We start from the raw sequence: 25,884 nt of genomic DNA, 5'->3' as shown, positions 1-25,884 counted from the left end.
TATAACTTAGATTATAGCTTTTAAAAACATATGAATAGTAACTTACATATTCTCATTTATATTTTTTAATAAATAATATAGCGATAACAGTAACTATTGTAATACTTAGTAAGCTTCCGATAACTAAGTAATTTGGAGATTCTACTAGTTTTTCCTCTATTGGTTGATTAACTACAATAATTGATCCTGGTGAAGCATTATAAGTTCCTATGAATTTTCCTACCATATAAAATGGTATATTTGCATTTAACATTATAGTTGCACCAGCACTATACCATGAAGAAATATTATCAATAGTTACCAAATATTGTCTTTGTGTTTTTACATTTACTGTAACTGGAGAATTCACTGTAAATGATTGTGAGGGTGTAATATTTACAATAATTTCCCTCTCTTTTGAATTAACATAGTAAGTATAGTTTATGATATAAACTTTTGTTCCTTTATTTATCCATGAGGAATTTAATAGTGTTTCACTTCCATTAATTAACGCTTTTATTGGTATTTTTGAGCTTACTGAAACTAAAAACTGTTCTATAACCTTAACGGTAATATTTACTGGAGAATTTAAAGTGAAAGATTCTGGCGAAATATATGTTATTACATATCTTTCATTTGGCTTAGGATAATAAGTTAAGTTCTCTACTTCTATTTTTAACCCAGAGTTATACCAATTTGAGTTAAGACTAACATTATTTCCATTTACTAAAGCATAAATAGGTATAGAAGAATTCACATTGATATAATATTGTGTTAATGTAATTATTGAAATTTCAATTGAGGAATTCACAATAATATTTCTGGACGGCATTACTGACGTTATTATATCCCTAGTAAATTTGTTAGGATAATAAGTTATATTTTCTATAATTATTTTATCACTTTCGTTATACCAATTTGAAGTTAATGTTTCGTTTATCCCGTTTATTATACCGTAAATTGGAATTGGACTCTTTATATCTATATAATACTGTGTAATTGTCTTTACATTAACTGTTTCTGGAGAGTCTACAATAATAAAAGAGTTAGGCGATACTGAAACTATAATTTCCCTTTCTGTTGGCGAAATGTAATAAGGCATATTTTCAATCTGAATTGAAGCACTCTCATTGTACCAATTTGAAGTAAAACTTACGTTTTCTCCATTGACTAGAGCATAAAGCGGAATTGATGAATTAACAACTATATAATATTGAACTTGATAGTAAACAATTACAGTTTCTGGAGAGTATACAACACCTTCAAAGTTATTAGCAATAGCCCTACTTTGTGAATTTGATCCGGGTAATATTTGCGAATATTCATAGACAGAATCATAATCTACCCATACAGTAGCTGGTGCAATGGCAGTTTTTTGAATATTAAAACAATAATATGTTATTGTTGGATTTCCAAAATCTCCATTACCTATCAATTTATAGCTAAAGTTAACTTTAAACTGCTCATAATATACTATATTTAACGTTTCTAGATTGTTAATAGTCCCTGAAGTAACGTTATTTGTAGCCCATCTAATATTTCCTTCACTTATAACTTGTTGAATATCATAAGTGGTTCCTTGTGGTACATTAATTGTTTCTCCATTAAATATAGGTAAAACTTCTGTACTTCCATTAGGAAAAGTGAACGTTATAGTTGGTGATATAGGTGGAGCTTGTCCAATAACTGTTAAAGAAAATGTAACTGGAACTTTTGGAATCCCAATATGCAAGTTAAGATTTATCTCACAGTAGAACCCTTCAAACAAACTTGCATAAACTATAATTTCATAATTACCAGGTGATAAGTCATAAATAGTTAAAATATCAGTTCCCTCTCCATTTATGTAAACGGGGTTACTTTGAAAACTATATGGAAAAGAGGAGTTAACGTAAAATGTGACATAGCCATAAGCTTGAATATTAAATGTAACTGTAGCCGTTGAACCAGAAATAGAGGATTGAAGAACTGATATTTTGAAAGGTTCAACATTAGTTGATACTGTACTTCCTTGGTCAGTTATTACATTAGCCTCACCTACTATTTGACCATTAGAAGAATAAACTACTATACCGTACTCCATAGGATCAAGAGTCAAGCAAACCTCACCATTTGTGAATGGAATCTCATAAAATGAAGGGTAATTCTCTATATCGGAATATGGAACAGAAGCATTAAATACTAAAACATAACCACTGCTAACTCCAGTGTTAATTATTAGTGTAGACACGGAATCTTGATTCCATAATTCACCTGGTGTACCAAATCCAGCAGTAATACCAGAGACATACTCACCATTTGAAGGATAATAATAAACACCTACGTTTGCGTTATTTGTTGTTTCAGCAGTATCATAACCATGGTTATATGCATTCCTTACTGTTTGGAAATTATGGCCATTCCAATATTGAAGAGAAAGATAAACCTGGGATTCATATAAATAAGCACAACTTCCACCTCCCGGACCAACTAAGACTAATTCAGCATCATAATAATTACCATAACCAGTATATTGATAACCGTCAATCAAGAAATATACGTTTGAAGCATTATAAACGTTAGTTACTGTAACAGAATCATACTCAACCCAACCATAACCATCATTATACCAGAAATTGATTACTGGTTGACCATAAGAATTAGTAGTAACGTTTACTAAGAGGTAAATAGTGGATGGTAAACTTAAATATACACCATTACCAGGAGCAAAGTAATAATAGTAATAGACACCGTTATAATTACTTAGTTCACCATTTCCGGAAACGCCACTTACATTAGCGTCAAAAGTTGTAAAATTCCATATATTATCAAGGAATATAATATAATTATTTTGAGTATTAAATAATGCAACATCTTGTATCCATAAAGCATAAGTATTGCCCTTATAATTGTAATTTAACACTACGTTTAACTGAAAACCTACACATGAATTATTCAAGGAGCTTTCAGCAGATAAAGAGTAAAGATAAATAATTCCTTTAAATTGTGTCGTTTCTCTAATGAATGGTCCATTAGGGCCAATTCCTATATCAGCTATTCCCATTGGAGCAGGCTCAGATGTATAAGGATTAGGATTTACTCCATAAGGCATGTATTTTCCAGCTAAAGTTACGTTTTCTTTAGGAGGAAATAAATAATTTGACGAAATACCAAAAGATGTAGGAACTACTATATATTGTAATATTTCAATTAATAAAACGAATAAAAGAAAAAGCCGTAAACTCATAATTTAATTTTTTGGAGACTTCTATTTAAATTTTATGAAATACTAAAGTAAGTACTACTGGTCAATTAATTTAAAAGCGAAACCAACAGAGAATAAATAATGTGATACTTTCACATCAGTCTATTAAAAGTATTCTAGGTAATGTTATACTAAACTATGTAGAGGAGAATGTTAGAGAAAATGGCTATGATTTGAGAATATGTGGTGATAAATACTATGAGATCGTTCAAGGGGCTGAATTACCAGATAATAAGGTGAAACTAAGAGAAATAGAGTTTAAAGATAAAGCAATACTAAAGGCTTTTAAGACTTATCTATTCGAGAGTTGTGAAGAATTTAGAATGCCTTTAGACTTAATAGCTTTAATAACGTTGAAAAGTACCTTGGCAAGAAATGGTTTTCTTGCCCCTCCAACTGTTATTGATGCTGGGTATCAGGGTAAGGTAAATGTTGCAATAACTCCAGTTTATGATTCCTCCTTAAAGAAAGGAATTGCTACTCATCACTTAATCTTCATTAAATTAGATCAACCTACTGCAAAGCCTTATAATGGTAAATATCAAGGTGGTAAATTAATTTGAGCTATTATATTACCTTTATAAATTACTTTATCATCTATTATTTCACAATTTTCTATCTCTTCGGGATTTCTAATCCCATTATATTTTAAAATAATTTCACAAATTAATTTCTCCTTATTGTTTAAGAAGTTCATATTAAATGGTTTTGTTATATTTTTAATTGTAGAAAAGATTTCAGATAATTTAGTTAAAATCTCCTCTTCCTTAACTTTACACCTATATTCATCTATTTTACAAAATATATAACTAGGAAAAACGTGAAACTCAGCGGAATAAAATGATAGTGAATTGAAGAATGAGATATTTTCTGGTCTGACATTGTGGAATTCAATGTAATATTTTGAAGGTTGTATCTCTGGAGGAATAAGTTTTTCAGCCTCATCTAATGTTAAATTTTCTATAGAGAGAATAACATTATCTGATAAAATAGCTCTAACAAAAACTTTTCCATTAACGTATTTCACCTTATAGTTATAAGCTCTTATCTTGTATTTCTCAAGGAAATTTATTAAGGGAGATAAATCATTAACATCAGTAGTTATAACATAATGGGAAATTATTACTTTCTTATCCTTCATAACTTGCCGATACAGAGATACTATTCCCATTACTTAAAGCTATTTCAATAGTATAAACATTTCCTTGTGCCAAATTAGCAGATTGCGTAAATTCAGTCTTTAAAGTATGAACCCCTGGTGGTAAATATATTTGTGTAGAATTTACTAAAGGAGTTCCAACTACTTGAACACTATCTATTGTTATAGCTAAATTATTCTTAATACTAAAATTTACATAATATTTGCCATTCTGAGAATATATTACTGCATTATAAACTTGATATGCCTCAATCATTGGTGATAAGGCTCCGAATAATCCAAAAACAAAACCAATCACAACTAACGTCATTATCACAGCAGCAGTTAAAATAATTATCTGGGTAATTCCCTCGCTTAGCCCTTTCATTAATTATATTATCGTGAAAAATCTATATAAGCTTTTCTCTTCGAATTTAAAAATCTTTAGTTAAAGATTATTTTTATATCTTATAAGAATAGTTGAACCTATAATTATAAAGATAACAGTTACTAAGATATATGTTAAAATAGAAGGATTTCCTCTAGCGTCATATTGTATTTTCACGTTAATGTTACTAAAGTGAGTTAGATCAGAATAATAGACATGATTACCTTTAATTAAAATTAATTTATTTCCGTAAATTCCTAAAGTGAAATAGCCATGAGGTATGGTAAAAATTGTCGAATTATACCAAAGACTACTTCCATTAATTAAAGTAACAATAGCTGGACAAGTCTCAAATGTAACTAAATTAGTTACAGCAGCAAAGTCCCGAACACTATCAAAATAACTATAATATGTGTCTTTACCATTAAAGACTACCCCGTCTACAATCTCTTCATCTTTAGGTAATTCAGTAACATTAAGATTAGTAAGATTTATAATATAAGTTGACCCGTTTGAGTCCTTTATTATAAGATTAGAACCATAAAGAGCATACTTATATACAAATGGTAACAATAATGCTTTCCCATTATTATAAATGTATAATTTGTAAAACAACATTGGAAACAAAAGATTTTTAGGACTAGTGAAGTAAGCTGAAGATATTATAATAGTGGTATTATAGTCATATACATTTAGTGATAGAAGTATAGATAAATTTACTGGAAGCCCGGAAAGCATTATTGGGCCAATAACGCTAGTGTTTATTTGAATTATTTTTATTTTTATAATAGATATATTAGTTCCAAAAAAGATACACTGCATAAGAGGCAATATATTATTTTCTGTCACAGAATAATTGAAGAATTTTTTAGATTTTATATGCTGATTTTGATTTACTATTGTATATTTTGGAAGATAAATTAACAATGGATTATGTAGTAATGATGTAATATTATTATTATTAGGTATATAAATATAATGAGCTCCATTGCAAAATATTGTATCGTTGTTATTATAAAATACAAAAACATTATTATCAATACTACTTAAATATCCTTCAAAATTTAATGTATTCACTCTTATTTTGCTACTTATTAAATTTATTGAGTATATTAAATATTTCATATCAGTGTAATTCATTGATAATATATAAATCGTATCATTATTAATCATATAATTAATAAAATTGTTATCATTATCACAAAAAATTGAATTATTGTAAATTAACGCTAGAGGAAAACTACTCATATTTAGTTTATAAGTCATTTTTTGATTACTAGTTACGTTAACAACGTGTATTGAAATATTTAAAATTGGTACTATGGCTCTCAAGACACTAGAATTTATTAAACCTATTTTAACTTGGTCATAAGTGGAAATAGTATAGTTAATCTCAATAGCATATCCTTGATAAAATATGGTATTGTTCGGAAACTCATAATTATTGACTATGTTCATATAATTTGGATTAATTACATAAACGTCATAGTAACTTTTATTACTAGAATTGAGATAAAAAATAACTATAAGATAACCATCATAAGGGTAAACTTTTATATTGCTAGGTAATGTAGTCCTATTAGAACTTGTAAAGGAAAAATTATAACTATATCCGTTAAGATTTTCTAAATTAAGAACTAATGTATTATTAGCAATAGTAAGTTTTTCAATTACTGGTAAACCGTTAATTATAGTGATAAAAGAGGAATAAGCCGAGCTCGTAACAGGATAAGGTAATAAGCTTAAGGCAAATAGACTAAGGATAAAAATAGGTAAAAGGAATGAATTCATGTTAGACAATTGTACGTATGTTAATATAAGTATTTTCCTTATATACTGTCTCTACAATTTATCCATGTGATAAAATTAAAAAATGTGAGTAAACTGGTTCACAATAATGAGATACTTTCGAATATTACTCTTCAAGTTGAAGATAAGGATAGGATAGGTATTGTTGGATTACACGGTTCGGGGAAAACAATTTTAATGGAAATTTTAGCTGGAGAAATAAAGCCAAGTAGTGGTGAAGTGTATTTTGATGTAGATAAAAGGAAAATTGCTTATATTCCTCAAGTTCCTAAATTTCCTCCATATTTAAAAGTGAAAGAGATACTTAATCTCACTTCTTTAGAACATTTCGAGACTATAGACTTAGAAAAAGATAAGAAAGTGAAAGATCTGTCATTAGAAGAAAAGAAGAAATTAAGTTTTTACTTATATTTGCCATATTCTCCTAAATGCCTTCTAATCGACGATTTTACACCTGGATTGAAGGAAATAGTAAAGAATTTTAATGGTTGTGTAGTTATATCCCATCATAATTTAAGAGACATCTGGGAATTTATAAATGATGTTATTATACTATTTAAAGGTAAAATAGTTTTTTATGATAAAAAAGAAAAATTACTTTACAAAGTCGTATTATATCGTTCTAATGAAGGAATAAAGGAAATATGGCAAAGGGAAGAGGAAGAAGAGAATATTGAAAAAGATAAAATAGTTGAAATTAGAAAAGTTACACCAGATGAGGTATTCTTACATTTTTATAGTAGAACTTAAAAGACTTTACTTCTTTGTACCATTAATCTTATTCTTGTTGGCAATATCTTCTTTTTTACTTTATGTTTTATCATTTTATTTCTTTAACGTTATAGGCTATACAGAGGCTTCATTTTTCGGAGTAAAAGTTAACGGATATGTTTTCAATTATTATGGTCAAGGCATTTCTTCAATTATAAAAGTTTACATTAATAATAATCTTATAGGAGAAGAAATAAGTAAGAATGGTTCATTTAGTATTTACTCTCATGTAAGTTATATTCAAGGTCAAAAGATAAAAATTGAAATACTAGCGAATAGTAGAAAAATAATAATTTCAGTTAATCCTAACTCTGCATTTCAATACATTTCAATTGCTAAAGGTTCATTTATATCAAGAAACTTATCTGTAGTTGAGGTTGACGGTAAGGTTTTGTCAATTCCTTCCTATTATAACGTTAGCATTGCAAGCAAGTTTAATCTTTTATCTTTACCTTGGTCGTCAATACTAATACTTATGATTATTACTATGGTATTCGTAGATATTTATTCATACTTTAATCTTTCAATCTTTCCTAGAAAGGAGTATAAAGAGATTGCAAGGATAATAGGAATTGAGAGAATTTACATAGCAAAACTTCTCACAACACTTTTGTTTTCTTTCTCTGCATCAATTTTTCCATTTTTGTTGATGACTGCTTTATTAGGAATATTTGGCTTTTCTCTATTTAGTAAATATTTAATAAGTCTTTTATCTTTCAGTCTAGGAGTTTTTGGCCTTTCGCCTTTTGGAAGTAAAAATATAATTTATTATTCTACAGTATTGGCTTCTTACATTATCTCGTTTTTTATATATCAAGAATCATATTATAGTTTAGTATCCATAGTACTTGTTTTAATTGGTTATTTGAAAATAAAATTTTTCTCTTTATAGTATAAAATCATTTTGAAAAAGTTTTTAATAACAAGAGCCTATTAACGCAATATGACAGTAATTAATGCTGAAAACTTAACAAAAAGATATGGTGATGTGGAAGTATTACATGGTCTTACTTTTTCTATTGATGAAAAAAGTATAGTCCTAATTATGGGACCTAATGGTGCTGGGAAATCAACACTAATTAAAATAATATCTGGTTTAACTAATAGGACTTCCGGGAATTTATCAGTTTTAGGAGAAGACCCTTGGAAAAGTGAAAAGATAGTTAGAAAAGTATCTCTAGTTCTAGATAAACCTTTTCTTCCCCCTTATTTAAAGGTAAGCGATTTACTGAATGAATTCTCTAAGGAATTTAACTTTCCAATATCTGAAACTAAAAAATTACTTGAGGAGTTTAACCTTTATCATTTCCTAAAGAACAAATTTAAAGAATTATCAACCGGAACAAAACAAAAATTACAAATAATCTTCGCTTTAATGAAAAATCCTGAGATAATTATAGGAGACGAACCTACAGCAAATATGGATATAACATCTAGGTATGAAGTATACAATATGTTTATGAGATTACAAGAAAAAGGAATAACAGTCCTTTTAGCTTCTCATTTACCAGCTGAAGTATTAGCTTTTGCTACTCATGTTTTAGCCATAAACAATGGCATATTAAAATACTATGGAAAAGTAAACAACATTTTAAGAAATGATTTCTTAGAGGAGTTTTACATTGTTGTAGATAATATAAATAAAGCTTTAGAAGCGTTAAAGGGATTCACAGTTGAAGTATTAGGAAATCAAATAAAAATTAAGGGAAATATAGTTGAAATAATACAAAGATTAAATTCTAAAGGCGTTAGGATATTTTACGTTAGAAACTCAATTATTGATAAGAGCATTCAGGGAGAAATCGGATGGGAATGATTGAACTTTTAATAAAACATAGATATGGTGATAATGGCCTTTTAGCTTACATAGATTTAAGTTTTGCGTTAGCTACAGGTCTTGTAATTTCCTATAATTCTCTTTACCCATTAACTAGAATAGTTGATAGTACCCAACAACTAGCTACATTTAATATTATACTATGGGTGGAAAGCCTAATTTTAACAACATTAAATATAAAAAATATTAGCCTAGGTTTAGGGCAAGATCTATTTGATGGTACAATCATTTCTTTCCTTCAAATGAGGGGAAGGAAAAAGTTCTTCCTTGCTTCCTATTTTATTGATGTTTTACTTTTAGGAATACTCTACATCTTAGCTACTGAAGTAGTTTTCTATCTTTCCTCCTTTACTCCTCCTTCATTATGGTTCATAGAGTTCTTTTCCCTATACTTATTCATTTCTAATATATCTTTACTAATAACAATTATTTTAAAAAGACCATATAGAAGTTTCTTCATAAGTATAATATTGGTTTTTGGATTTCTTTTCCTATTACTTAAAGGTATGTTCTCTGTTTCACAATATATTCTAGTTTTGTCTTTCATTATAGTCTATGTTGATTATCTATTATTTAGGAGAGTGACAATATGAAGTTTGGAAGAATATTAATCTCAATAAGTCTTTTAATTATCGCATTAGGCGAATTAACCTTTCCCTTTTCTACAATAGTATATACTAATTCAACCTTTACAATGCCCCAATGGTATAATAAAGCAGTAGTCTCTGTTAATAATGGTACATTTTTAGTACAGAGAGGAATAAATTTTGTACTACTTGAAAACGGAGATTCAATAGTTATTAAAGGAAACTTCAAACTTTTTGGTGACGGAAATGCAAGTATAGTTCTGAAAGGCTTGAAGATATTTCCAAACTCAAACTATTTACAAATAAGTATTCTTTTAATAATAGTAGGAATAGCGATTGAGATTATCCAGTATTTTAGAGGAAAAAGGAAGAACTTTTAAAAAGCTTATCATGGTTTACAATTTTTAAGCAGATAGGTTAGGTGTTCAATGTGTTTAAAAATCATTATAGGGTAAGGAAAAAGATAATAAATTATGGATGAGCTGATAAAAAAGCTGAGGAGAAAGGTATTAATGCAAAGGATCTTATAATCTCTGCTTTATCTAAACTTGACCCTAGAGAAGGTATCAAAGCTAGGCTTGAGTTAGATGATAAATATTTGAAGTAATGTGAGGAGTACTTAAGAAAAAGTGACGTTATTCAAGCCTTCAGAGAAAGCTTATAAGGTCGCTAAAGAGATTGTTAAGGCTTTAGCGGAGAAATTTAACACTTCAGAATACCAGCAGTATTTAAAAGAAGGAAGATTGTATACTTACACACTAGGTAATGTAGCATACAACTTGTCTAAAACATTAGGGGGTTGGTTAAATAAAGGTTGGATTACAGCTTACTATTTGCGCATTTGAGGTTTTCATGAAGCTAAATTGAAAGACATCGAAGGCTATATTGATACTACTAAAGAAATGTATGAGAAAGCAAAGAAAATATTAATAGAGTAAGGTAATGGTGTTTAAATTTCCATTTTTAGAGTTTAGTAAAAAAGTAACAAGTCATGTCTTTTAACTATTATCCAGATTCCCTTTTCCTCGGGCATATATTTTATAAGATCATGAAACGTTAGCGTTCAGTAATAAATTTGTTGGTTAAAAATTTCGCATACTTATATTAAGAAAGCCCAGTAAGTTTTAATCTCTAAAATGACTTTCCGGAAACAGTAACGTTATTTTTACTCCTAAATACTCTTCGTAGCTTAATATAACTAAGGCTATTTTCAAGAGCTTGAAAGAATTCTTTAAGAATAAAATGTTTAATTCTATTGTGGAGTTGAAATAGGAATTAAAGAATATTTTCGAACTATTAATTATAGATTTAATCTTAATTAAATACTTAGAACTTGATAAATTAGAGTCTCAAAACTTACCGGAAGTGTTGTTTTGTATGTAAGTAGTATGGATTATGTGAAATTTTTCAGTGAAATGTCTTTACACAGAAAGCTTAGTCCATTTAAAACTTATAGAAATAAGAAGCATTTTGAAAGAATCCTAAACTTATTTAGGGATAAATATTTTAGGGATAACTTACTAATTACTCTTATGAAAAGCAGAATACTTGCCTTAACATCAATTTCCCATTTCATAAATGACGGAAATACATGGTTTTTCCCAGTAACTTTTACCTATTTAATAATTTATTTAGGATTAACAAAAATAATCATAGGAATACTTTCTGGAGTATTCTTTTTTGGTATTTCAGCCTTAACGGCTCCATTTGTATCTAGAATAGCTGACAGGACAAGAAATTATTCTGGTTTAATGGGCTTAGGAATTTTACTATGGGGGCTTAGTCTAATATTATTTGGATTTTCTCTTAAAATACACTCAATACCATTAGTATTTTTCTCTGTAGCCTTAGCTGGATTCTCATCAACCTTTTATCATCCACTTGGAGGTGCAATGCTTTCAATAACGTATCAAGGTAGTGCAGGATTTGCATTAGGAGTAAACGGTTCTATGGGAAGTCTAGGAAGAGCCTTATATCCAACATTAACGTTAATTCTCTTTGCAATACTTCATAATGATATGATTTTAGCATCAGTAATCTTAGGTATAGTTTCAGTAATTGCTTCCTTACCTTCATTCTTCCTTAAAATTAAATTAGATGACCCAAAGCAAAGTGAGGTAAAGAAAGAGACAGTTAGTAAAACTACTATGTCAATAATAATCTTATTAACAATAACAGCATTTCTTAGAAGCGTCTTTGGTCAAGGAATATCACAATTCCTTCCAACATTATTAGTTGAAGATTATGGTTATTCTTATAATGTTAACTTAGGAGAAGCAATAAGTATAGCATTAGCTGCAGCGATTGTTGGACAGCCAATATTAGGATTACTTTCAGATAGATATGGAAGAAGATTATTATATGCCATATCAACTTTAGGTGCTGCACTTTCAATTTTAGTCTTCTTAAGAATTCCTAATGAAGCGCTCCTAGTTATATTCGGTTTCTTTAATTTCAGTGCTTTTCCGTTAATGTTATCGTTAGTTGGAGATTTCGTACCCAGAAACTCCTCTGGCTTTGCTAACTCTTTAGTCTGGGGGCTAGGAGTTACTGGAGGAGGCGCTGTAGGACCTGTAGTTGTTGGTGCAATTTCACAGTTTACTAACTTAGTCTTTGCGAGTGAAATAGTAAGTATAATGGCTTTCATAGCCTTTGCTTTAACTTTATTATTGCCTAAACCTCCAAGAAGAAGTAAAGTTCCATTATTTGGGTGAGAGAAATTACTGAAATTATCCTTAAGGGAATTATAACTCTCTTAATATTAAAGTCACTAGATGAAGAACCTAAGCACGGTTATGAACTAGAAAAAATAATAAAAGAGAAGTTGAATTATGAATTACCAGAAGGTTCAATATATGTCATATTAAAAAATATGACAAGAAAGGGGTTAATAGTTCCTAGAATAGAGAAAAATAACAAAGGAATAGAAGTAAAGAAGTACTTTATAACAGAAAAAGGTAAGGAGTTTTTGAAATATCATGAGGAACCTTTAATAGCAGTGAAAAAAGTAATAGATGAGTTAATTGAGTATATACAAAAAAGAAAGGAAGTATAACTTTTATAAATTATTTATAATAATTTAATTTTTCCTAGTTTATTAATTTTATTTCAGAGATTTAAAAATTTAATTAACTATAAATATAAACGAAAAAGTATATATAATTTCCTTTATACAATAGCAACACCTAACGATAAAAATTTCTTACATAATTTTTGTATCAATGTAGCTAACTTTTTTAATTATTTTTGCATAGAGAGAAACAACATGACAGATCAAAAGAGCGCAAACCCTGCACCATTAGGACTTTCTGGATTCGCCCTAACTACGCTAGTATTATCTTGTTATAATGCTGGATTAATTACTCAAGGAGTTTCAGTTGTTTTAGGGTTAGCTGCATTTTATGGAGGCTTAGCTCAGCTAGTTGCCGGCATACTAGAATGGAAGTCTGGAAACACTTTTGGTTATACAGCATTTTTTACTTATGGGGCCTTTTGGGAATGGTATTTCCTGACAGCTGGAGGATTTATCGGAGGAGTTACATTACAAGGAATAGGTCTTGTACTAATAGCATTTGGGATATTTACTCTAGTTATGTGGTTTGGCACATTCAAAAGTAATCTAGGTTTATTTACTACGTTTTTACTACTATGGATAACATTTTTCCTATTAGGTTTAGGAGCAATGATGAATAATAGTGGATTAACTCATGCAGGTGGTTATGTAGGGATATTAACTGCAATTGCTGCATGGTATACTGGTCTGAGCACTGTGGTAGCTGAAAGTCTAGGGAAAAGTCCGCCATTGGGAAAACCAATAATGAAATAATAGAGCAATGAATAGTAAAAAGACAAATAAGATTTTTTAAAATCTATTTCTAGTTGAATTGAGAAACATACTAATTAATTTTTTCAAAAGAAATATAATATTTAAGATTAAGACTTAAAGAAGGGTTATAATATCGCAAGGAGAATAGGATGAATTAGTAGAAGAAATTTTAATTCAAGTTGAAAGTTAAAACAAAATGAACCCAAACATTAGTTGATTTATAAATTTTAATTTTTAATAATTCTTTTTTATAATTAAACTTCTTTCTACCTAACTTAATTTATGAGGCTTATATTTTCCTATTAAATCCTAAATCTCATAAGGATGTTTCGTTCTTATTTAAAAATAAGTCATTTATAATATCAACGATGGATTTTCCAGTTAAAGCATATCAACTGAGGCTTTGGTACTATTATTGTTCAAATTAATGTCAGTTATAGAAATTGTATTTTCGTTAATGGAAAAGTTAAGAAAGCTTACTTTAGTTAACCCAATTACTTTTCAAAGAAAATTTTCATTATCACAATATTTTTAAAACTATTATAAGCTATTCAAGCTAAGGCTTCTACTTAAAGCTTCCTTCAGAATACTTAAAGCTTCTTCTATGCTTATCGTTCTTGTTAATTCTCTAGTTTGTTTTACATATTCACTTAATTCCGAGTTCCCTTCAATTGCTTCAAGTATAATCTCCCTAATTTCTTTTATTCTTGATAGTTTAACTATATCAGCAATCTCCTTTGGATATTCCATGAGCTTCTTCATAAACTTAAATACATAGTATTCTGAGAAAGGATCTAAGGATTCGCTTTCTGTTAAAACCCTTATGAAGTAAATAATTAAGTCACTTGTCGTTATCCTTTCTTCTAAATCAGCAATTATGTTATCAACTATTCTCTTAATTTTATCTAATGAAATATCTTTACTCCTTTTTCCTTGAATTTCATTAAGTAATTGCTTATCTTCTTCAATCTTAGGGTTTAGCATCATTAGTAATTCATCTATAACAATTGCAGAGACTATAACACTCCTTTCCTTAAACCCTTTTGTCATTAATCTTATCCATTTAGATAAAAGGATCAGATAACTTTCGAAAATATAACAGTTTGATGTATTCTCTAGCTGAAGAGGAGAGATTAATGATGGATTATTAGAGTAAAATATTGAAAACACGTCAGTAATAAAATCCTTGTCTACATTGTAACTAGAAAGGTATTTTACTATCTCTTGCAATATCTTAACAGCATCGTCATCTATCTCGCCAATGACATACTGCATAAAGAATTCTTAGATTATAAGGTTAAAATGTTATGTTACTCATTGTTTCATAATTATATTTCTCTTAAACCGTAATAGTTGTTCTCTTAAAACATGCTATTAAACTCCCTATATAAATGACAATAAAGAAAGATGATAACCTCAATATTCTGAATATTAAATAACCTAATCCATCATTACATATAAAATTCAATATGAGACTACAAATTTCGGATTATCGTAAGATTAAGTTTCAATTTAGGACAATCAGGCAAAGACATAAATTAAGGGAAAATTTTAACTTAAATTAATAAGATACACATATATGATCACATAAGTAATAATTATAGATAGACTTTAATAATAGATTAGAATTCATTTTTGATTTCATAAAAAACAAGGCACAAACCTAATATCTCATAATCAAGAAGTCCTAAAGTTAGCACTATTAAGGGATAGAACTGATAAAATAGTAGTAGAAGCTACTAATTGTATACTTATCTATGTAATATTATTTAGAAATAGCTTAATTTATTTTTGGGAATCTTATTATATTTTAAACCTATAGTACTGCCGGACTTGAACTCCGTGATTAACGTCTGAAATTTCCAGTGTTGGTACTTCAATTATTAATTCGGAAGGAATAGTTACTTGAGTAGTTTATCAGTTATTATTTGTAAAGAATACCAAATAGAATTTTTATATCATCTGTAGTATAAAAATAAATGTAAGGTTTAAGGAGATTAAACCACTCGTTAACGCTTTTGCAATACTCTCCTATCAATTTTCCTTCAATACACCAAAGTTCTTCCCTTATTAACCCGGCAATAAAGTCAGCAGATGAAACCCAAATGTCCCTATCCTTTCCACCTATGTTCAATCTTATTACGCTCTTCACACCTTTTATCCATTTATGAAAATTATTAATAATAAACATTTTTTCATTATTAGTGAGTAAAGGATTTCTATCGTAAATTATGGTAACCTCATTAGGTTTAAATTTGAGTAATATCTCATTTACGTGATAGGCTATCAGTCTTCCCCAAATGTTTACGGCAAGTTCACCTTTTATTTTCTCATACTTTTCTATAATTATTCCTATTGGAATAACGTAATTAGAAAGAAATTCTATAAATAGTCCCTTTGCATTAGGTCCTTCAATTCTACTTGGTTTTGGTAAGCTTTCTGAATATTTTAAAACTTTAAATTTTCCAAATAACTTCTCTGGAATCTTAACGTAATTCTTTTCATACTCCTTTTCTTTCAAGATAACAGATATTCCTAGAATATAGGGGTTCTCGTTTGAAGGATTCCCTGACTCATCTATAGCAATAATCACTGGAATAAGTAGAAATTAAAAATATATAAACGCGTCATTCTGTCCGTATACCCGGACAGTCTGCTTAACTTGATTCATTCTGTCCGTATACCCGGACAGTCCTCGAATAAATATTCCCAGTAATGCTATAAAAAGCTTTTTGACTTACATCACGCGGTAAGAAGGCTAAGGCGTAGTATTGATGAGTTAGTATAGAATATTCAACCAAAGTTCTAACTACTTTTCAGCTTTCATTCTCAAGTTTAGGTAAAGAGTAAAAAATTACTTCTAGAGTAGCGTTAGGAATATCTTAAAGGTAATTAACTTTATTATGAGATTTCAGATCTTAATACTCTTCACTGATCCGTAAGGATCGAGCTCATCATCAATAAAAAACTTCTACAAGAATTTTATTAGCAAAGATTAAAATTTAAATTGTTTGAATCACGTATAGTTATGAATGCAAACTTATCGAATCTCAGTATTAGGAATAAAAGGTGGAGTAGGAAAATCTACAGTTTCATTACTCCTTAGTGTGGAGTTAGCTTCACATGGATATAAAGTTTTATTAATAGACAGGGACATTACTGGAACGTTATCACGAATTTTAGGTATTAAAAGTAAGGGACTTTTATCGAAAATTTCCTCAATGGAGAACGAAATTAATGAAACTTATAAGAAAATACAAGTGGGTACTGGTAGTATAACTATTTTTAAATTTGGTGGTGATAATATTGAAACGGAAAAAGCTACAAAGATAATTATCGAGAACAAAGATTTGCGAGAGAAGTTTATCCAAGCGTACAAACAAGTTCTATTAAGCGATAATTTTAATTGTGTTATTATAGATAATCAACCATTAATTGGTTTTGATACTGAAATCGCAAAGACTGAAAGAGAAGTATATGAAAGCGTATTTAAAGATGATGTTAAATATCGAATTTACATTACGACATTTCCGAAAGAAATACTTCAAAAATCACTAGATTATTTGATAGAAGTAGAAGGAGTTTCTAGATATAAAGGGATTAGTAATCCCTTAGCTTTTATAATAAATAAAGTCAAAGAGGATGAGGTAAATGAGGCAAAAGAGTTTCTTGAGTATGCTTTAAATTATGTTAATGATAAGATAAAGGCTGTCCATAAGACGTTAAGTTTAGGTATTATCATAAAATTTGATTCAAGACTTTTCTTAAAACAAGAAATGAGACTAAGTGAACTTCCCTCATTATATGAAATAAAAAAATTAGCAGATAGGGTTTGTAAAATTGACTTAAGTAGAGAAATTATATCTGGTGATAAAAGTTAACTACTTTCCCTAACTCTTATCACTTCTCGTTAACCTTAGTTACAATTAACTTAAAAGAAGGTAAAGTCATTAAGTTCATTAGACTCAGCTAATAAAAAGGATATTCTCTAATGACCTTGACTATTCCTCCATCGAGATTTATCTATAAAAATGACGAGAATTGTTTTATCTCGTTGTACACTATATTTTGTTTACCTCTAAAATAATATGTGAAGAAGATAGAATGAATCTCCCTTTTTCTCCTTCTATTTCTTCTTTTTAACGTTTTTAATCTATTTTTATAAGAGTGTAAATCTCATCGAAACAGATGAGATTTCAACATCTCCAATCTCATCCAAAACTTCTTTAAGTGAATTAAAATTTATCTAGCTTAAATTTAGCTTCTTAATAAGTCTTATTATGAGTTTCTTTCCTATATTTTTACGTTTAATTATCTATCTTTACCAAGTCTAAATATCTGATAATCTTGCTTTGGTAAGTCTATCGAAGAGATAACTTTCTTTTTCCCTCCTTCTTCTTTTAAATGATATCCCTTCTTGATTTTTTGTTAATAGTTCATCTAATTTTCGCAAATGAAATGATTGTCTAACCATACTAATTCTGAAAAAGTTTTTGGTTCTTCTGAGGAGTCTAATTTTCTCCACGCCTTGAACGGTACTTCCCAAATTCGATTCATGAAGAATATTACTAAGACTTTATTTTATGTTAGTAAAAATAAATACAAATTAACAAGAAATAAAATGAATTACTATAGCATAGGGTCTTCATGTAGTTTTTCTCTTTATAAAGGCTAAGATAAAACTTATAATATTAATATATTTTCCAAAATAATTTACACCTTTCTGACGATATATGTTAAGATGTTTTTATATGCTAAATGAAAATGACTTTTATCTAACTAATTAAAATTATGGAACTACTTTTTATCTAGCTTGATTTATTTTCAAGGGGGTGATTTTGGGAAGTAACGCTCTGAGGAGAGGTTTTCCTTAATCTTCGATAACAAAGTGAGCCATTATGATATTATTTCTAATGTGATATTAATAGAGTAAAGATAAAAACAGAAATATTTAATTACTTCAAAATTCAGAATTAGAAAACAGGGGGCACAATGATGAATAGGCGGTGTGCTGACCATAATGAACTTGCTCGAGCTGAAGCCCCCGTTGATTATCTCTTTGCTTCTATCAAAATAAGCTTAACGCTACTTCTCTCCCCTTCCCTAAAGAGTGAGGCTTTCTGCCCACACTTTTTGTATTATCTTTCTCCTTATCTCGTTTGAAATTGTCGTGGAAAACTGTTTTCTTAGGATAGTTAAATTAATATAAAAAGGATATAAAACAAACAGAGATTATGTAAGAATTTAAAGATAAAAACGCTACTGTCCCCTTAAAGTCTTTGTACGTTATTGTCTATGCTCATAATTACATTAGTCTAAAGACTTTCCATACTTACTAACATAAGAAGAAAACTTACACCTATCTTCACATTAAAACATCAAGAGTGACAAGGGAAAGAGAAAGAATAAAGAAGAAAACATTCAAACCAGAAAAAGAATACATGCACTTAATATACACAGTAAGAGATGGAGAATGATGATTTTTAATGGTTGTTTTTAGGAAGTAGCTAGATTCATTGATTTCTTATATAAAATTAAATTATTTCATAAGTTTTACAAAGTAGAAGAAACGATATTTTGAATTTTGGGTTACCCAAAAAACTTATATATTAGGCTTACCCTAATATTTAGCGATGTCACAAACAGAAGTTCCCAGGCTGAAAAAAGGTCAAGTTAATACTTTAGGCGCATTAGCTGAAGAAATAGCTGCTATGGCTCCAGCATGTGACGTAGTAGCATTTATAACATCAGCAATGGCATTTGCCTTTGCTATTACGCCATTAGCTTTTCTCCTAGCAACTTTAGCTATGTATTTAGAAGTAAATACATTATATCACTTAGCCAAAAGACATTCGAGTGCTGGTGGTTATTACGGATATATTGCTAATGCATTCGGACCAGTTCCTGCAACCGTCTCTGGATGGTTATATGTTCTTTATCAGACAACTAGTACTGCTGCAATTCCTACTTATATTGGTGGGGCTGTTTTACCAGCTTTCTTAGACTATTATTTTCATATATCGTTACCAGCATGGATATGGATACCTTTAATTCTATTGTTCGTTTGGGTTCCAATAACATTAGCAATTTTGGGAATAAGACCTCAAATAACTACTCTAAAATATGCATCACTCTTTGAAGTATCATTTCTTGCTATCTTAGGAGCAATTGTGATAGCAAAAGCTCCAGATAATACATTAGCAGTGTTTAATCCATTTGCATGGCCACAATATTCCTCAGAATTTGCACCTTATGGAGGACCTGGTGGAGCACTCGGTTTAGCAATGGTATTCTCAATAACTAGCTTTATTGGTTATGGTGGTTCTGCTCCATTAGGAGAAGAGGTACAACATCCTAGGCAAATATTAAAAGCATTAATGACTGGAGTATTTATTGTTGGTGCTGTTTTAACTGAAATGGCATATGCAATAACTGTAGGTTGGGGGGTTAATAATTTAGTAAGTTTAGCAAATAATAGTAATCCAGACATTTCAACTATACCAGGGATTGTTGTTATGGGATTATACTTGGGTCTCTTTGGTGCATTAGGTTTGTTCTTAGTAGCCATGAACTCAGCATTCTCTGATTCAGTAGCAATGCAAAGCAATGCTGGAAGAGTCTATTTCGCAATGGCTAGAGACAATGTAATACCAAAGAAGTTCGCAAAAATTCATCCAAAATACCACAGTCCATATATATCATTATTGTTCATAGGAACTTTATCTACAGTACTATCTATTGCAACAGCTTTCGGAATGTTTTTAGCAAATGGAGTATCACCTTTACAAATGTTCTATCTAACTACTAAGAATCCCGCAGTGTTTACGGCACTTTCAGATACTTTTGGGTTCTTGACAACAATGGCTTTATTTGGAATGGTATTAACTCATTTCCTTCTTAACACATCAGTCATTACATTATACAGAAGATTAAAAGAAATCCATAAGGATACCTTACATACTATCACTCATAGAATTCAACATTATATACTTCCAGCAATTGCTACTGGTATTCTAGGATATGCACTATATGCATCAATATGGCCACCTGTATTTCCAGAAACTCCAGCCGCAATAGCAAGCATATTATACCTTGTAGGAGCTGTAGGTTATGCCTTATATTTGAAGTTCAAAAAACCACATGCGTTAACAAACGCTGGAAAGAGCGTTAATTTATGGGCAGAAGAAGGAGAAACAACAAAAAGGTAAAAATTTTATAACTTCGTAATATATTTTTATTTTTCATTATACTACTTTTTTATTCACACTATTTGATTTTAACTGAGAAAATTTAATGAATTAAAATACTCATATAAACCATATAAAACTTTTTTATGTAATTAAGTAATACAAATGTGTTAATTTTTATCGAATTGAAAGAGTAGAATTGAAACTCTACAAAAACTGAGATTATAAGCTTGGATCGCTTTAATATCTAAATGTGATTACTGAACTTTCTTTTTTAATAAGTATCTTTGTATTTTTCCACTTTCAGTCTTTGGCAAACTGTTTACAAAGTCAACCTTCTCTAAATGTACATGTTTTGAATACTTAGTTTTAACAAACTCCGTTATATCTCTTTTTAACTCTTCACTAGGTTGATATTTTGGTTTTAATACTATATAAGCATGTAATATATGTCCCCTTATTGGATCTTCATCAGCAATAACTGCAGATTCTAATACTGCTGGATGTTCCAATAATACACTTTCTACTTCAAAAGGTCCAACTCTATATCCAGAAACCTTAACTACATCATCCTTTCTTCCTATAAACCAGAAATATCCATCTTGGTCCTTACTTGCTTCATCACCAGTTAAGTACCAATTTCCTCTAAAAGCTTCTTGAGTTTTTTCTGGTCTATTTAAATATCCAAGAAAATGAAAACCTGGCGAATCTTTTTTCACAGCTATAATTCCATCAACTATGTCAACTTCATATCCTAATGCCGGTAATCCCATACTTCCAGCTTTCAGTTGCATATCATAACCCCAACCATTATACACAACCATACCAACTTCAGTTTGCCCATAATGATCCTTCACTATTACATTATATTTCTCTTTAAACCACTTTATGACTTCAGGATTTAATGGTTCTCCAGCAGAGCTTGCTCTTTCTAAAACTAAATCATATTTCTTTATTACAGTACCAGCTATCATTCTGTAAGCTGTTGGAGCAAATGCAAAATTTGTGATTTTGTTCTCTTCCATAAATTCCATTGTCCTATCAGGATTAAAGGGTTCATCAAGGAAAAACACTGTCTTCCCAAACATTAATGGACCAATTATACCATAATATAATCCATAAGCCCAACCTGGGTCTGCAGGATTCCAAAACACGTCATTTTCTCTTAATCCTATTCCGTACTTCATATAAACGTAAGCGTTAAGTAATAATCTCTTTGATATTAATGCACCTTTTGGTATACCAGTAGTCCCAGATGTATAAAGCAATATAATTGGGTCATCCCAGTTTATCTTTTCAATTTCTTTTAACTCACCATAATTTAGCATTTCATCAAACTTTGAAAAGGGAACACAGTTAACCTTATCTTTTTGATCGTCTTGACAGAAAATTATTCTTGGTGGTTTATCCTTAGTCCTAATTTCAATAGCTTTTGGTCCGAATGCAGTAAATAAAGGTTGGTAAATCGCACCAATTGAAAAACTAGCTAACAATGCAATAACTTGTTCGATCTTTTTTGAAGCAAGTACTGATATCACATCACCTTTCTTAACCTTTTCAACTTCTTTTAAATAAACTGCTAGACGAAGTGCCTTACTTTTTAATTCTTTAAACGTGATACTTCTCCTTTCATCTTTCGAAAAATATTCTATCGCAACTCCTTCATGAGAAGTTAAAATATCTAATGGATTCCCCTCTAAATTTCGTATTGTAGGATTCCAATCAAAAGCTCTTTTCGCTTCTTCATATGTAAGCATAATATAAAATACGATAAGAAAAATAAAAATATTGCATTTAATTTCTTAGTTATCTCATTTTTATTATAATATCTCTTATAGGAGATTGTGTAAAGATTTAGATATTTCCGTAATTTCAAGTTTGCATACAACAATCTAGGGCTTAATGCTAGAGTACTACAAACTTTGTGTCAATGGAACTGCAACCTTTCTTTTTCTATAGAATATTATTGAAGCTAGTAATAGTAATGGTACTAAAGAGATTACGTCAAATGATGAAAATACTAAAATGTCTATAGTGGCTGAGAGAATCCTACTGACATTAAGGAAAATTTGCCTATTTATTAAATAATTTATGAGATAATTTCTATCCATGTTATTCCAATTATAAATGTCTATTATAGGATAAATTAATGGAGAGAAGAAATTATATACTATTAAATACATAAGTGGAAAGAAGAAAAGAGAAAAAGAAGAGAAGGAAATTGCTAAAGAAGACAAAAGAACAATGTTGTAAGGCTTTACTTTGCTAACGTATCTTTGTCTAACTAAGTAGATTGATGTAAGAGATACAGCATTTAAAACATAGTTTATTAGAGAGAAATCTAAGTAATTTCTCGTAAATGAATAAAGAATAATAGGGTTGATATTTCCCGTAATATAGTTAAATCCTGCAATTAAAGACAAAGATATCATAGTATTTTTATAATTTTCATTTTTAGTAATAACTAAGAAAGAGTCTTTAAAATTGAATACTCCTTTCACTTTCATGTTCTCAGCTAATAAAATTACAACTATAAGAAGAGCTGAAGAAGACAAAAAGAGAAGGAGATAACCAAGTTTATGAAAAAGCGTTAATATTGTACCATAAATTGCTGGTGCTAAAAGAGAGGAGATAAAGCCTAAATATGCTGATTTATTAAAGAAATTCAATTTTTTAGGAGTATTGTAGAAAATTACATCCCATCCATACCAATAAAAGCCTTGAGCAAAACCATAAATTATTGATAAGATATCAACGTATTTATAAGAATTAATATTAAAGATTGCTAGGAGAGTGTAAAAAATTATGTAAAGAGAGATTCCTATCTTGTAAAAAGTTATTACCTCACGTTCTTTTGAGAAGTAACCAGAAATAAAGTAAGCAAATAATAAGAAAAGTGAAGTGAAAAGGAGAAATTTAAGACTAAAATATATGGAAGATGTAACATAAATGTAAAGGGAAATTAGAGGAGAAGACAATCCATTTGCAAAACCAAATAACCAAGAGGAAAGTAGAAAATTCTTACGCATTAAGCGTAAAAGAGAGTTTATCTTTAAAAAATTATCTTCTTAAAATAGTAGAATTAAAAATTAACTTTTGGTCAAGAACTATGTCATAGTGTAGTCAAATAGACAAAATAAGGTATCTACGGTCTCTATCTAAAGATTAGAAGATTTATATATGAATAGTGTTTAAATATTTTAAGAAGTTATAGAAATAACTTATACTTCATGACAACATTATGATAAGGTTCTTATATTGACGGTTTTTTATTTTGTTTTTCACCTTTATTGGAATTTATCCAACTTAGATTTTAACAATAAAAAACAGGGAGACTAAAATTAGTTTTCTAATCTAATATTTTTGCTCAGGATACTAACCAAATATTAAAAATTCTAAGACATATCACAAAGTGACAATAGAGAAATTACTAAGACTTGTTAGCTATGAGGAGTATAATCTATTGTTTGTTAAGATTTTTAATCTTTCAATCAAATTTTATTATGTGTCTCGAATTACAGAATAGTGATTGAAGCAAAAAAGAAAAAACTCTCAACAGATGAGGTAAAGGAAGTTGCTAATAGATGCTTAAAAAAACTAGATGACACTCCAATTATCAAAGAACTAAAGTCTGAAAGGATTATGATTTCCTTACGTGTAAACGCAAATTCTTTACCTAACTCTAAGGAGATTTGCAATAACATTGTAAATACTGTAATGAATATAGTTGAAGAATTACATGTTATATGGATTTCTTTTCAGATCGTGGAAACGGTCACTTTTGAAGAAATGGGTGCAGTTGGTGGTGCCGTAGTTGGTGGTGGTGCTGGTTACGCTGCTAGTAAGGATAATACTAATGAGTCTCAATTAATATCTACTGCAATATCTTTAGCAATAGGGTCAATGTTAGGTTATGTTATAGGAAGAAATATTGAAAGAGTAGAGAAAATCCTTTGTGAGTATACTAATTATTACGGATATCCGGTTAGAGTGCTATGAGTATTTCAAAAATGAATTAGATTATGCTAAAGATTACTTCAATATTTATAAATCACTCAAGTCTCGATATGATAGAAAAGTTATAATAATAAATTTATGGTCTGCAATAGAAGAATTATCTAAATATATCTATATATCGCTGTTGAGAAATTGTGCAATAAGACTGTTAAGTGAAGAAATTGAGAAGTATGGCATTTTAGCATTTCACGAAATTATAAAGAGAATAAATAATGACCTTAAAAATCTCCACAAAGAGCATGAATTTAAATATCGTTTCTTTCTCTTCTTTTACACCTACTATAGTAATCGAATAGAGGGTAAGGAAATTATCCCTAAAGATGATGAAATAGATAAAGAGGCAAAAAAGATAAGTGAGATACGAAAAGTATACTTATCCACTGGCGAAGAAAATAAGATACCAGATGAGGAAATCATAAAACTCTCTGATGAACTTGAGCAAAAAGTAGAGTTTATATTAAATCATATCAAGTCAAATATACTGGTTTTAGATGAGTCTTTGTGAAGAACTGCTTTACAAAATTGGTTCTCATTATCTCGCTATCTATCATGATTAAACAAGAGAGTCTTACTTTGTACAACAGATTAAACTAGTCAATTAAAATTGCTAATTTTCTCTAGAGATAAGACTAGTTACTCAAGACTTACTCCTATACTTAAGGTTTATAAAAAATGAGTAAGATAATGTATTATGCAAAGTAAGTGTAATTATCAAGGTAAACAACCTTTAACTGAAGATAAGTGGAGAGAGTATATTGAAAATTGCGTTGTCCCAATTTACGTAAATTTGAAGACCCTAGATGATTTTGGCAATTACTTAATACAAGAGGTTCAAAAGCATCCAAAACTAGGTGAGATTAATCAAGAATTATTACCTTATTTCCTTGGAGGGATTAATGAGAAAGGTTTATATGTTGAAAACAGTTTAGCAAAACTTATTAAGGATTTATATGGTGTTGGTGTCGATCCTGTTCAACTAAGAAACTTATACGAAATAGGACATGACTATAGACAAGCGCTAATTAATAATTGGATTATGAGTAAAACCCCTATTCATTTAATTAGATCTTTAGCGATCGATTTAGAATGATTATTTCGAAA

General features: G+C 29.4%; 22 protein-coding genes and 1 pseudogene. 15 read left to right on the top strand and 8 right to left on the bottom strand.

The genetic code is table 11. From position 1 onward, the window contains the following. Positions 1-52: 52 nt before the first annotated feature. A complete protein-coding gene (locus ACAM25_RS00265) occupies positions 53-3,205 on the bottom strand; it encodes a thermopsin (protein ID WP_369610358.1) in 3,153 nt (1,050 codons plus the stop codon). Between the two features lie 101 nt (positions 3,206-3,306). On the opposite strand from ACAM25_RS00265, the gene ACAM25_RS00260 reads away from it, so the two are divergent. Further along, positions 3,307-3,786: a deoxycytidine triphosphate deaminase gene (locus ACAM25_RS00260; protein WP_369610357.1), complete on the top strand. Its 480-nt coding sequence runs from the start codon at positions 3,307-3,309 to the stop codon at positions 3,784-3,786. Here ACAM25_RS00260 and ACAM25_RS00255 read toward each other — a convergent pair. The 3 genes from ACAM25_RS00255 to ACAM25_RS00245 are packed head-to-tail and all read right to left on the bottom strand — an operon-like array spanning position 3,765 to position 6,540. Beyond that, positions 3,765-4,364: a hypothetical protein gene (locus tag ACAM25_RS00255; RefSeq protein ID WP_369610356.1), complete on the bottom strand. Its 600-nt coding sequence runs from the start codon at positions 4,362-4,364 to the stop codon at positions 3,765-3,767. The genes ACAM25_RS00260 and ACAM25_RS00255 overlap by 22 nt on opposite strands. After that, positions 4,354-4,749 (bottom strand): DUF973 family protein, encoded by a 396-nt coding sequence (locus ACAM25_RS00250; RefSeq protein WP_369610355.1) that lies wholly within the window; start codon positions 4,747-4,749, stop codon positions 4,354-4,356. Before ACAM25_RS00250 ends, ACAM25_RS00255 begins: the two co-directional genes overlap by 11 nt. Positions 4,750-4,809: 60 nt before the next feature. After that, positions 4,810-6,540 (bottom strand): hypothetical protein, encoded by a 1,731-nt coding sequence (locus ACAM25_RS00245; RefSeq protein ID WP_369610354.1) that lies wholly within the window; start codon positions 6,538-6,540, stop codon positions 4,810-4,812. Positions 6,541-6,606: 66 nt separating this feature from the next. Here ACAM25_RS00245 and ACAM25_RS00240 point away from each other — a divergent pair, with 66 nt between their 5' ends. The 9 genes and pseudogenes from ACAM25_RS00240 to ACAM25_RS00200 all read left to right on the top strand — a co-directional run bounded on the left by ACAM25_RS00240 (position 6,607) and on the right by ACAM25_RS00200 (position 13,579). Beyond that, positions 6,607-7,308 carry an ATP-binding cassette domain-containing protein gene (locus ACAM25_RS00240; protein ID WP_369610353.1) on the top strand — a complete coding sequence of 234 codons (702 nt, stop codon included), beginning with the start codon at positions 6,607-6,609 and terminating at the stop codon, positions 7,306-7,308. Continuing rightward, positions 7,274-8,221 carry a hypothetical protein gene (locus ACAM25_RS00235; RefSeq protein ID WP_369610352.1) on the top strand — a complete coding sequence of 316 codons (948 nt, stop codon included), beginning with the start codon at positions 7,274-7,276 and terminating at the stop codon, positions 8,219-8,221. The genes ACAM25_RS00240 and ACAM25_RS00235 overlap by 35 nt, the downstream gene beginning before the upstream one ends. 51 nt (positions 8,222-8,272) lie before the next feature. Then, positions 8,273-9,145 carry an ABC transporter ATP-binding protein gene (locus ACAM25_RS00230; RefSeq protein WP_369610351.1) on the top strand — a complete coding sequence of 291 codons (873 nt, stop codon included), beginning with the start codon at positions 8,273-8,275 and terminating at the stop codon, positions 9,143-9,145. Beyond that, positions 9,142-9,759, top strand: coding sequence for a hypothetical protein (locus ACAM25_RS00225; protein WP_369610350.1), 618 nt, complete (start codon positions 9,142-9,144; stop codon positions 9,757-9,759). The genes ACAM25_RS00230 and ACAM25_RS00225 overlap by 4 nt, the downstream gene beginning before the upstream one ends. Next, a complete protein-coding gene (locus ACAM25_RS00220; protein ID WP_369610349.1) occupies positions 9,756-10,133 on the top strand; it encodes a hypothetical protein in 378 nt (125 codons plus the stop codon). The genes ACAM25_RS00225 and ACAM25_RS00220 overlap by 4 nt, the downstream gene beginning before the upstream one ends. Positions 10,134-10,261: 128 nt before the next feature. Then, positions 10,262-10,691: pseudogene (locus ACAM25_RS00215) on the top strand (PaREP1 family protein). 594 nt (positions 10,692-11,285) lie between these two features. Next, positions 11,286-12,467 carry an MFS transporter gene (locus ACAM25_RS00210; RefSeq protein WP_369610348.1) on the top strand — a complete coding sequence of 394 codons (1,182 nt, stop codon included), beginning with the start codon at positions 11,286-11,288 and terminating at the stop codon, positions 12,465-12,467. Next, positions 12,464-12,808, top strand: coding sequence for a PadR family transcriptional regulator (locus tag ACAM25_RS00205; RefSeq protein WP_369610347.1), 345 nt, complete (start codon positions 12,464-12,466; stop codon positions 12,806-12,808). The genes ACAM25_RS00210 and ACAM25_RS00205 overlap by 4 nt, the downstream gene beginning before the upstream one ends. Positions 12,809-13,018: 210 nt before the next feature. Continuing rightward, entirely contained in the window at positions 13,019-13,579 is a 561-nt protein-coding gene (locus ACAM25_RS00200) for an acetate uptake transporter (protein WP_369610346.1), read from the top strand. A gap of 540 nt (positions 13,580-14,119) precedes the next feature. Here ACAM25_RS00200 and ACAM25_RS00195 read toward each other — a convergent pair. Both ACAM25_RS00195 and ACAM25_RS00190 read right to left on the bottom strand, forming a co-directional pair. After that, on the bottom strand, positions 14,120-14,854 hold the full coding sequence (locus tag ACAM25_RS00195; RefSeq protein ID WP_369610345.1) for a hypothetical protein: 735 nt from the start codon (positions 14,852-14,854) through the stop codon (positions 14,120-14,122). A gap of 649 nt (positions 14,855-15,503) precedes the next feature. Next, on the bottom strand, positions 15,504-16,172 hold the full coding sequence (locus ACAM25_RS00190; RefSeq protein ID WP_369610344.1) for a hypothetical protein: 669 nt from the start codon (positions 16,170-16,172) through the stop codon (positions 15,504-15,506). Positions 16,173-16,611: 439 nt separating this feature from the next. Here ACAM25_RS00190 and ACAM25_RS00185 point away from each other — a divergent pair, with 439 nt between their 5' ends. Together ACAM25_RS00185 and ACAM25_RS00180 are read left to right on the top strand one after the other, a co-directional pair. Continuing rightward, positions 16,612-17,460, top strand: coding sequence for an AAA family ATPase (locus tag ACAM25_RS00185; protein ID WP_369610343.1), 849 nt, complete (start codon positions 16,612-16,614; stop codon positions 17,458-17,460). A gap of 1,752 nt (positions 17,461-19,212) precedes the next feature. Continuing rightward, positions 19,213-20,787 carry an APC family permease gene (locus tag ACAM25_RS00180; RefSeq protein ID WP_369610342.1) on the top strand — a complete coding sequence of 525 codons (1,575 nt, stop codon included), beginning with the start codon at positions 19,213-19,215 and terminating at the stop codon, positions 20,785-20,787. Between the two features lie 236 nt (positions 20,788-21,023). On the opposite strand, the gene ACAM25_RS00175 is transcribed toward ACAM25_RS00180, so the two are convergent. After that, positions 21,024-22,523 carry an acyl-CoA synthetase gene (locus tag ACAM25_RS00175; RefSeq protein WP_369610341.1) on the bottom strand — a complete coding sequence of 500 codons (1,500 nt, stop codon included), beginning with the start codon at positions 22,521-22,523 and terminating at the stop codon, positions 21,024-21,026. 156 nt (positions 22,524-22,679) lie between these two features. Continuing rightward, positions 22,680-23,795 (bottom strand): hypothetical protein, encoded by a 1,116-nt coding sequence (locus ACAM25_RS00170; protein WP_369610340.1) that lies wholly within the window; start codon positions 23,793-23,795, stop codon positions 22,680-22,682. A gap of 496 nt (positions 23,796-24,291) precedes the next feature. Here ACAM25_RS00170 and ACAM25_RS00165 point away from each other — a divergent pair, with 496 nt between their 5' ends. The 3 genes from ACAM25_RS00165 to ACAM25_RS00155 all read left to right on the top strand — a co-directional run bounded on the left by ACAM25_RS00165 (position 24,292) and on the right by ACAM25_RS00155 (position 25,873). Then, positions 24,292-24,765 carry a hypothetical protein gene (locus tag ACAM25_RS00165; RefSeq protein ID WP_369610339.1) on the top strand — a complete coding sequence of 158 codons (474 nt, stop codon included), beginning with the start codon at positions 24,292-24,294 and terminating at the stop codon, positions 24,763-24,765. Beyond that, positions 24,722-25,288 (top strand): hypothetical protein, encoded by a 567-nt coding sequence (locus ACAM25_RS00160; RefSeq protein ID WP_369610338.1) that lies wholly within the window; start codon positions 24,722-24,724, stop codon positions 25,286-25,288. The genes ACAM25_RS00165 and ACAM25_RS00160 overlap by 44 nt, the downstream gene beginning before the upstream one ends. Positions 25,289-25,474: 186 nt before the next feature. Beyond that, positions 25,475-25,873: a hypothetical protein gene (locus ACAM25_RS00155; protein ID WP_369610337.1), complete on the top strand. Its 399-nt coding sequence runs from the start codon at positions 25,475-25,477 to the stop codon at positions 25,871-25,873. The last annotated feature ends 11 nt before the right edge of the window (positions 25,874-25,884 follow it).

The sequence above is a fragment of the Sulfurisphaera javensis genome, assembly GCF_041154675.1.
In the GTDB taxonomy this organism is placed as follows: Archaea; Thermoproteota; Thermoprotei_A; order Sulfolobales; family Sulfolobaceae; genus Sulfurisphaera; species Sulfurisphaera javensis.
This window is presented reverse-complemented; position numbering and strand designations above follow the sequence as displayed.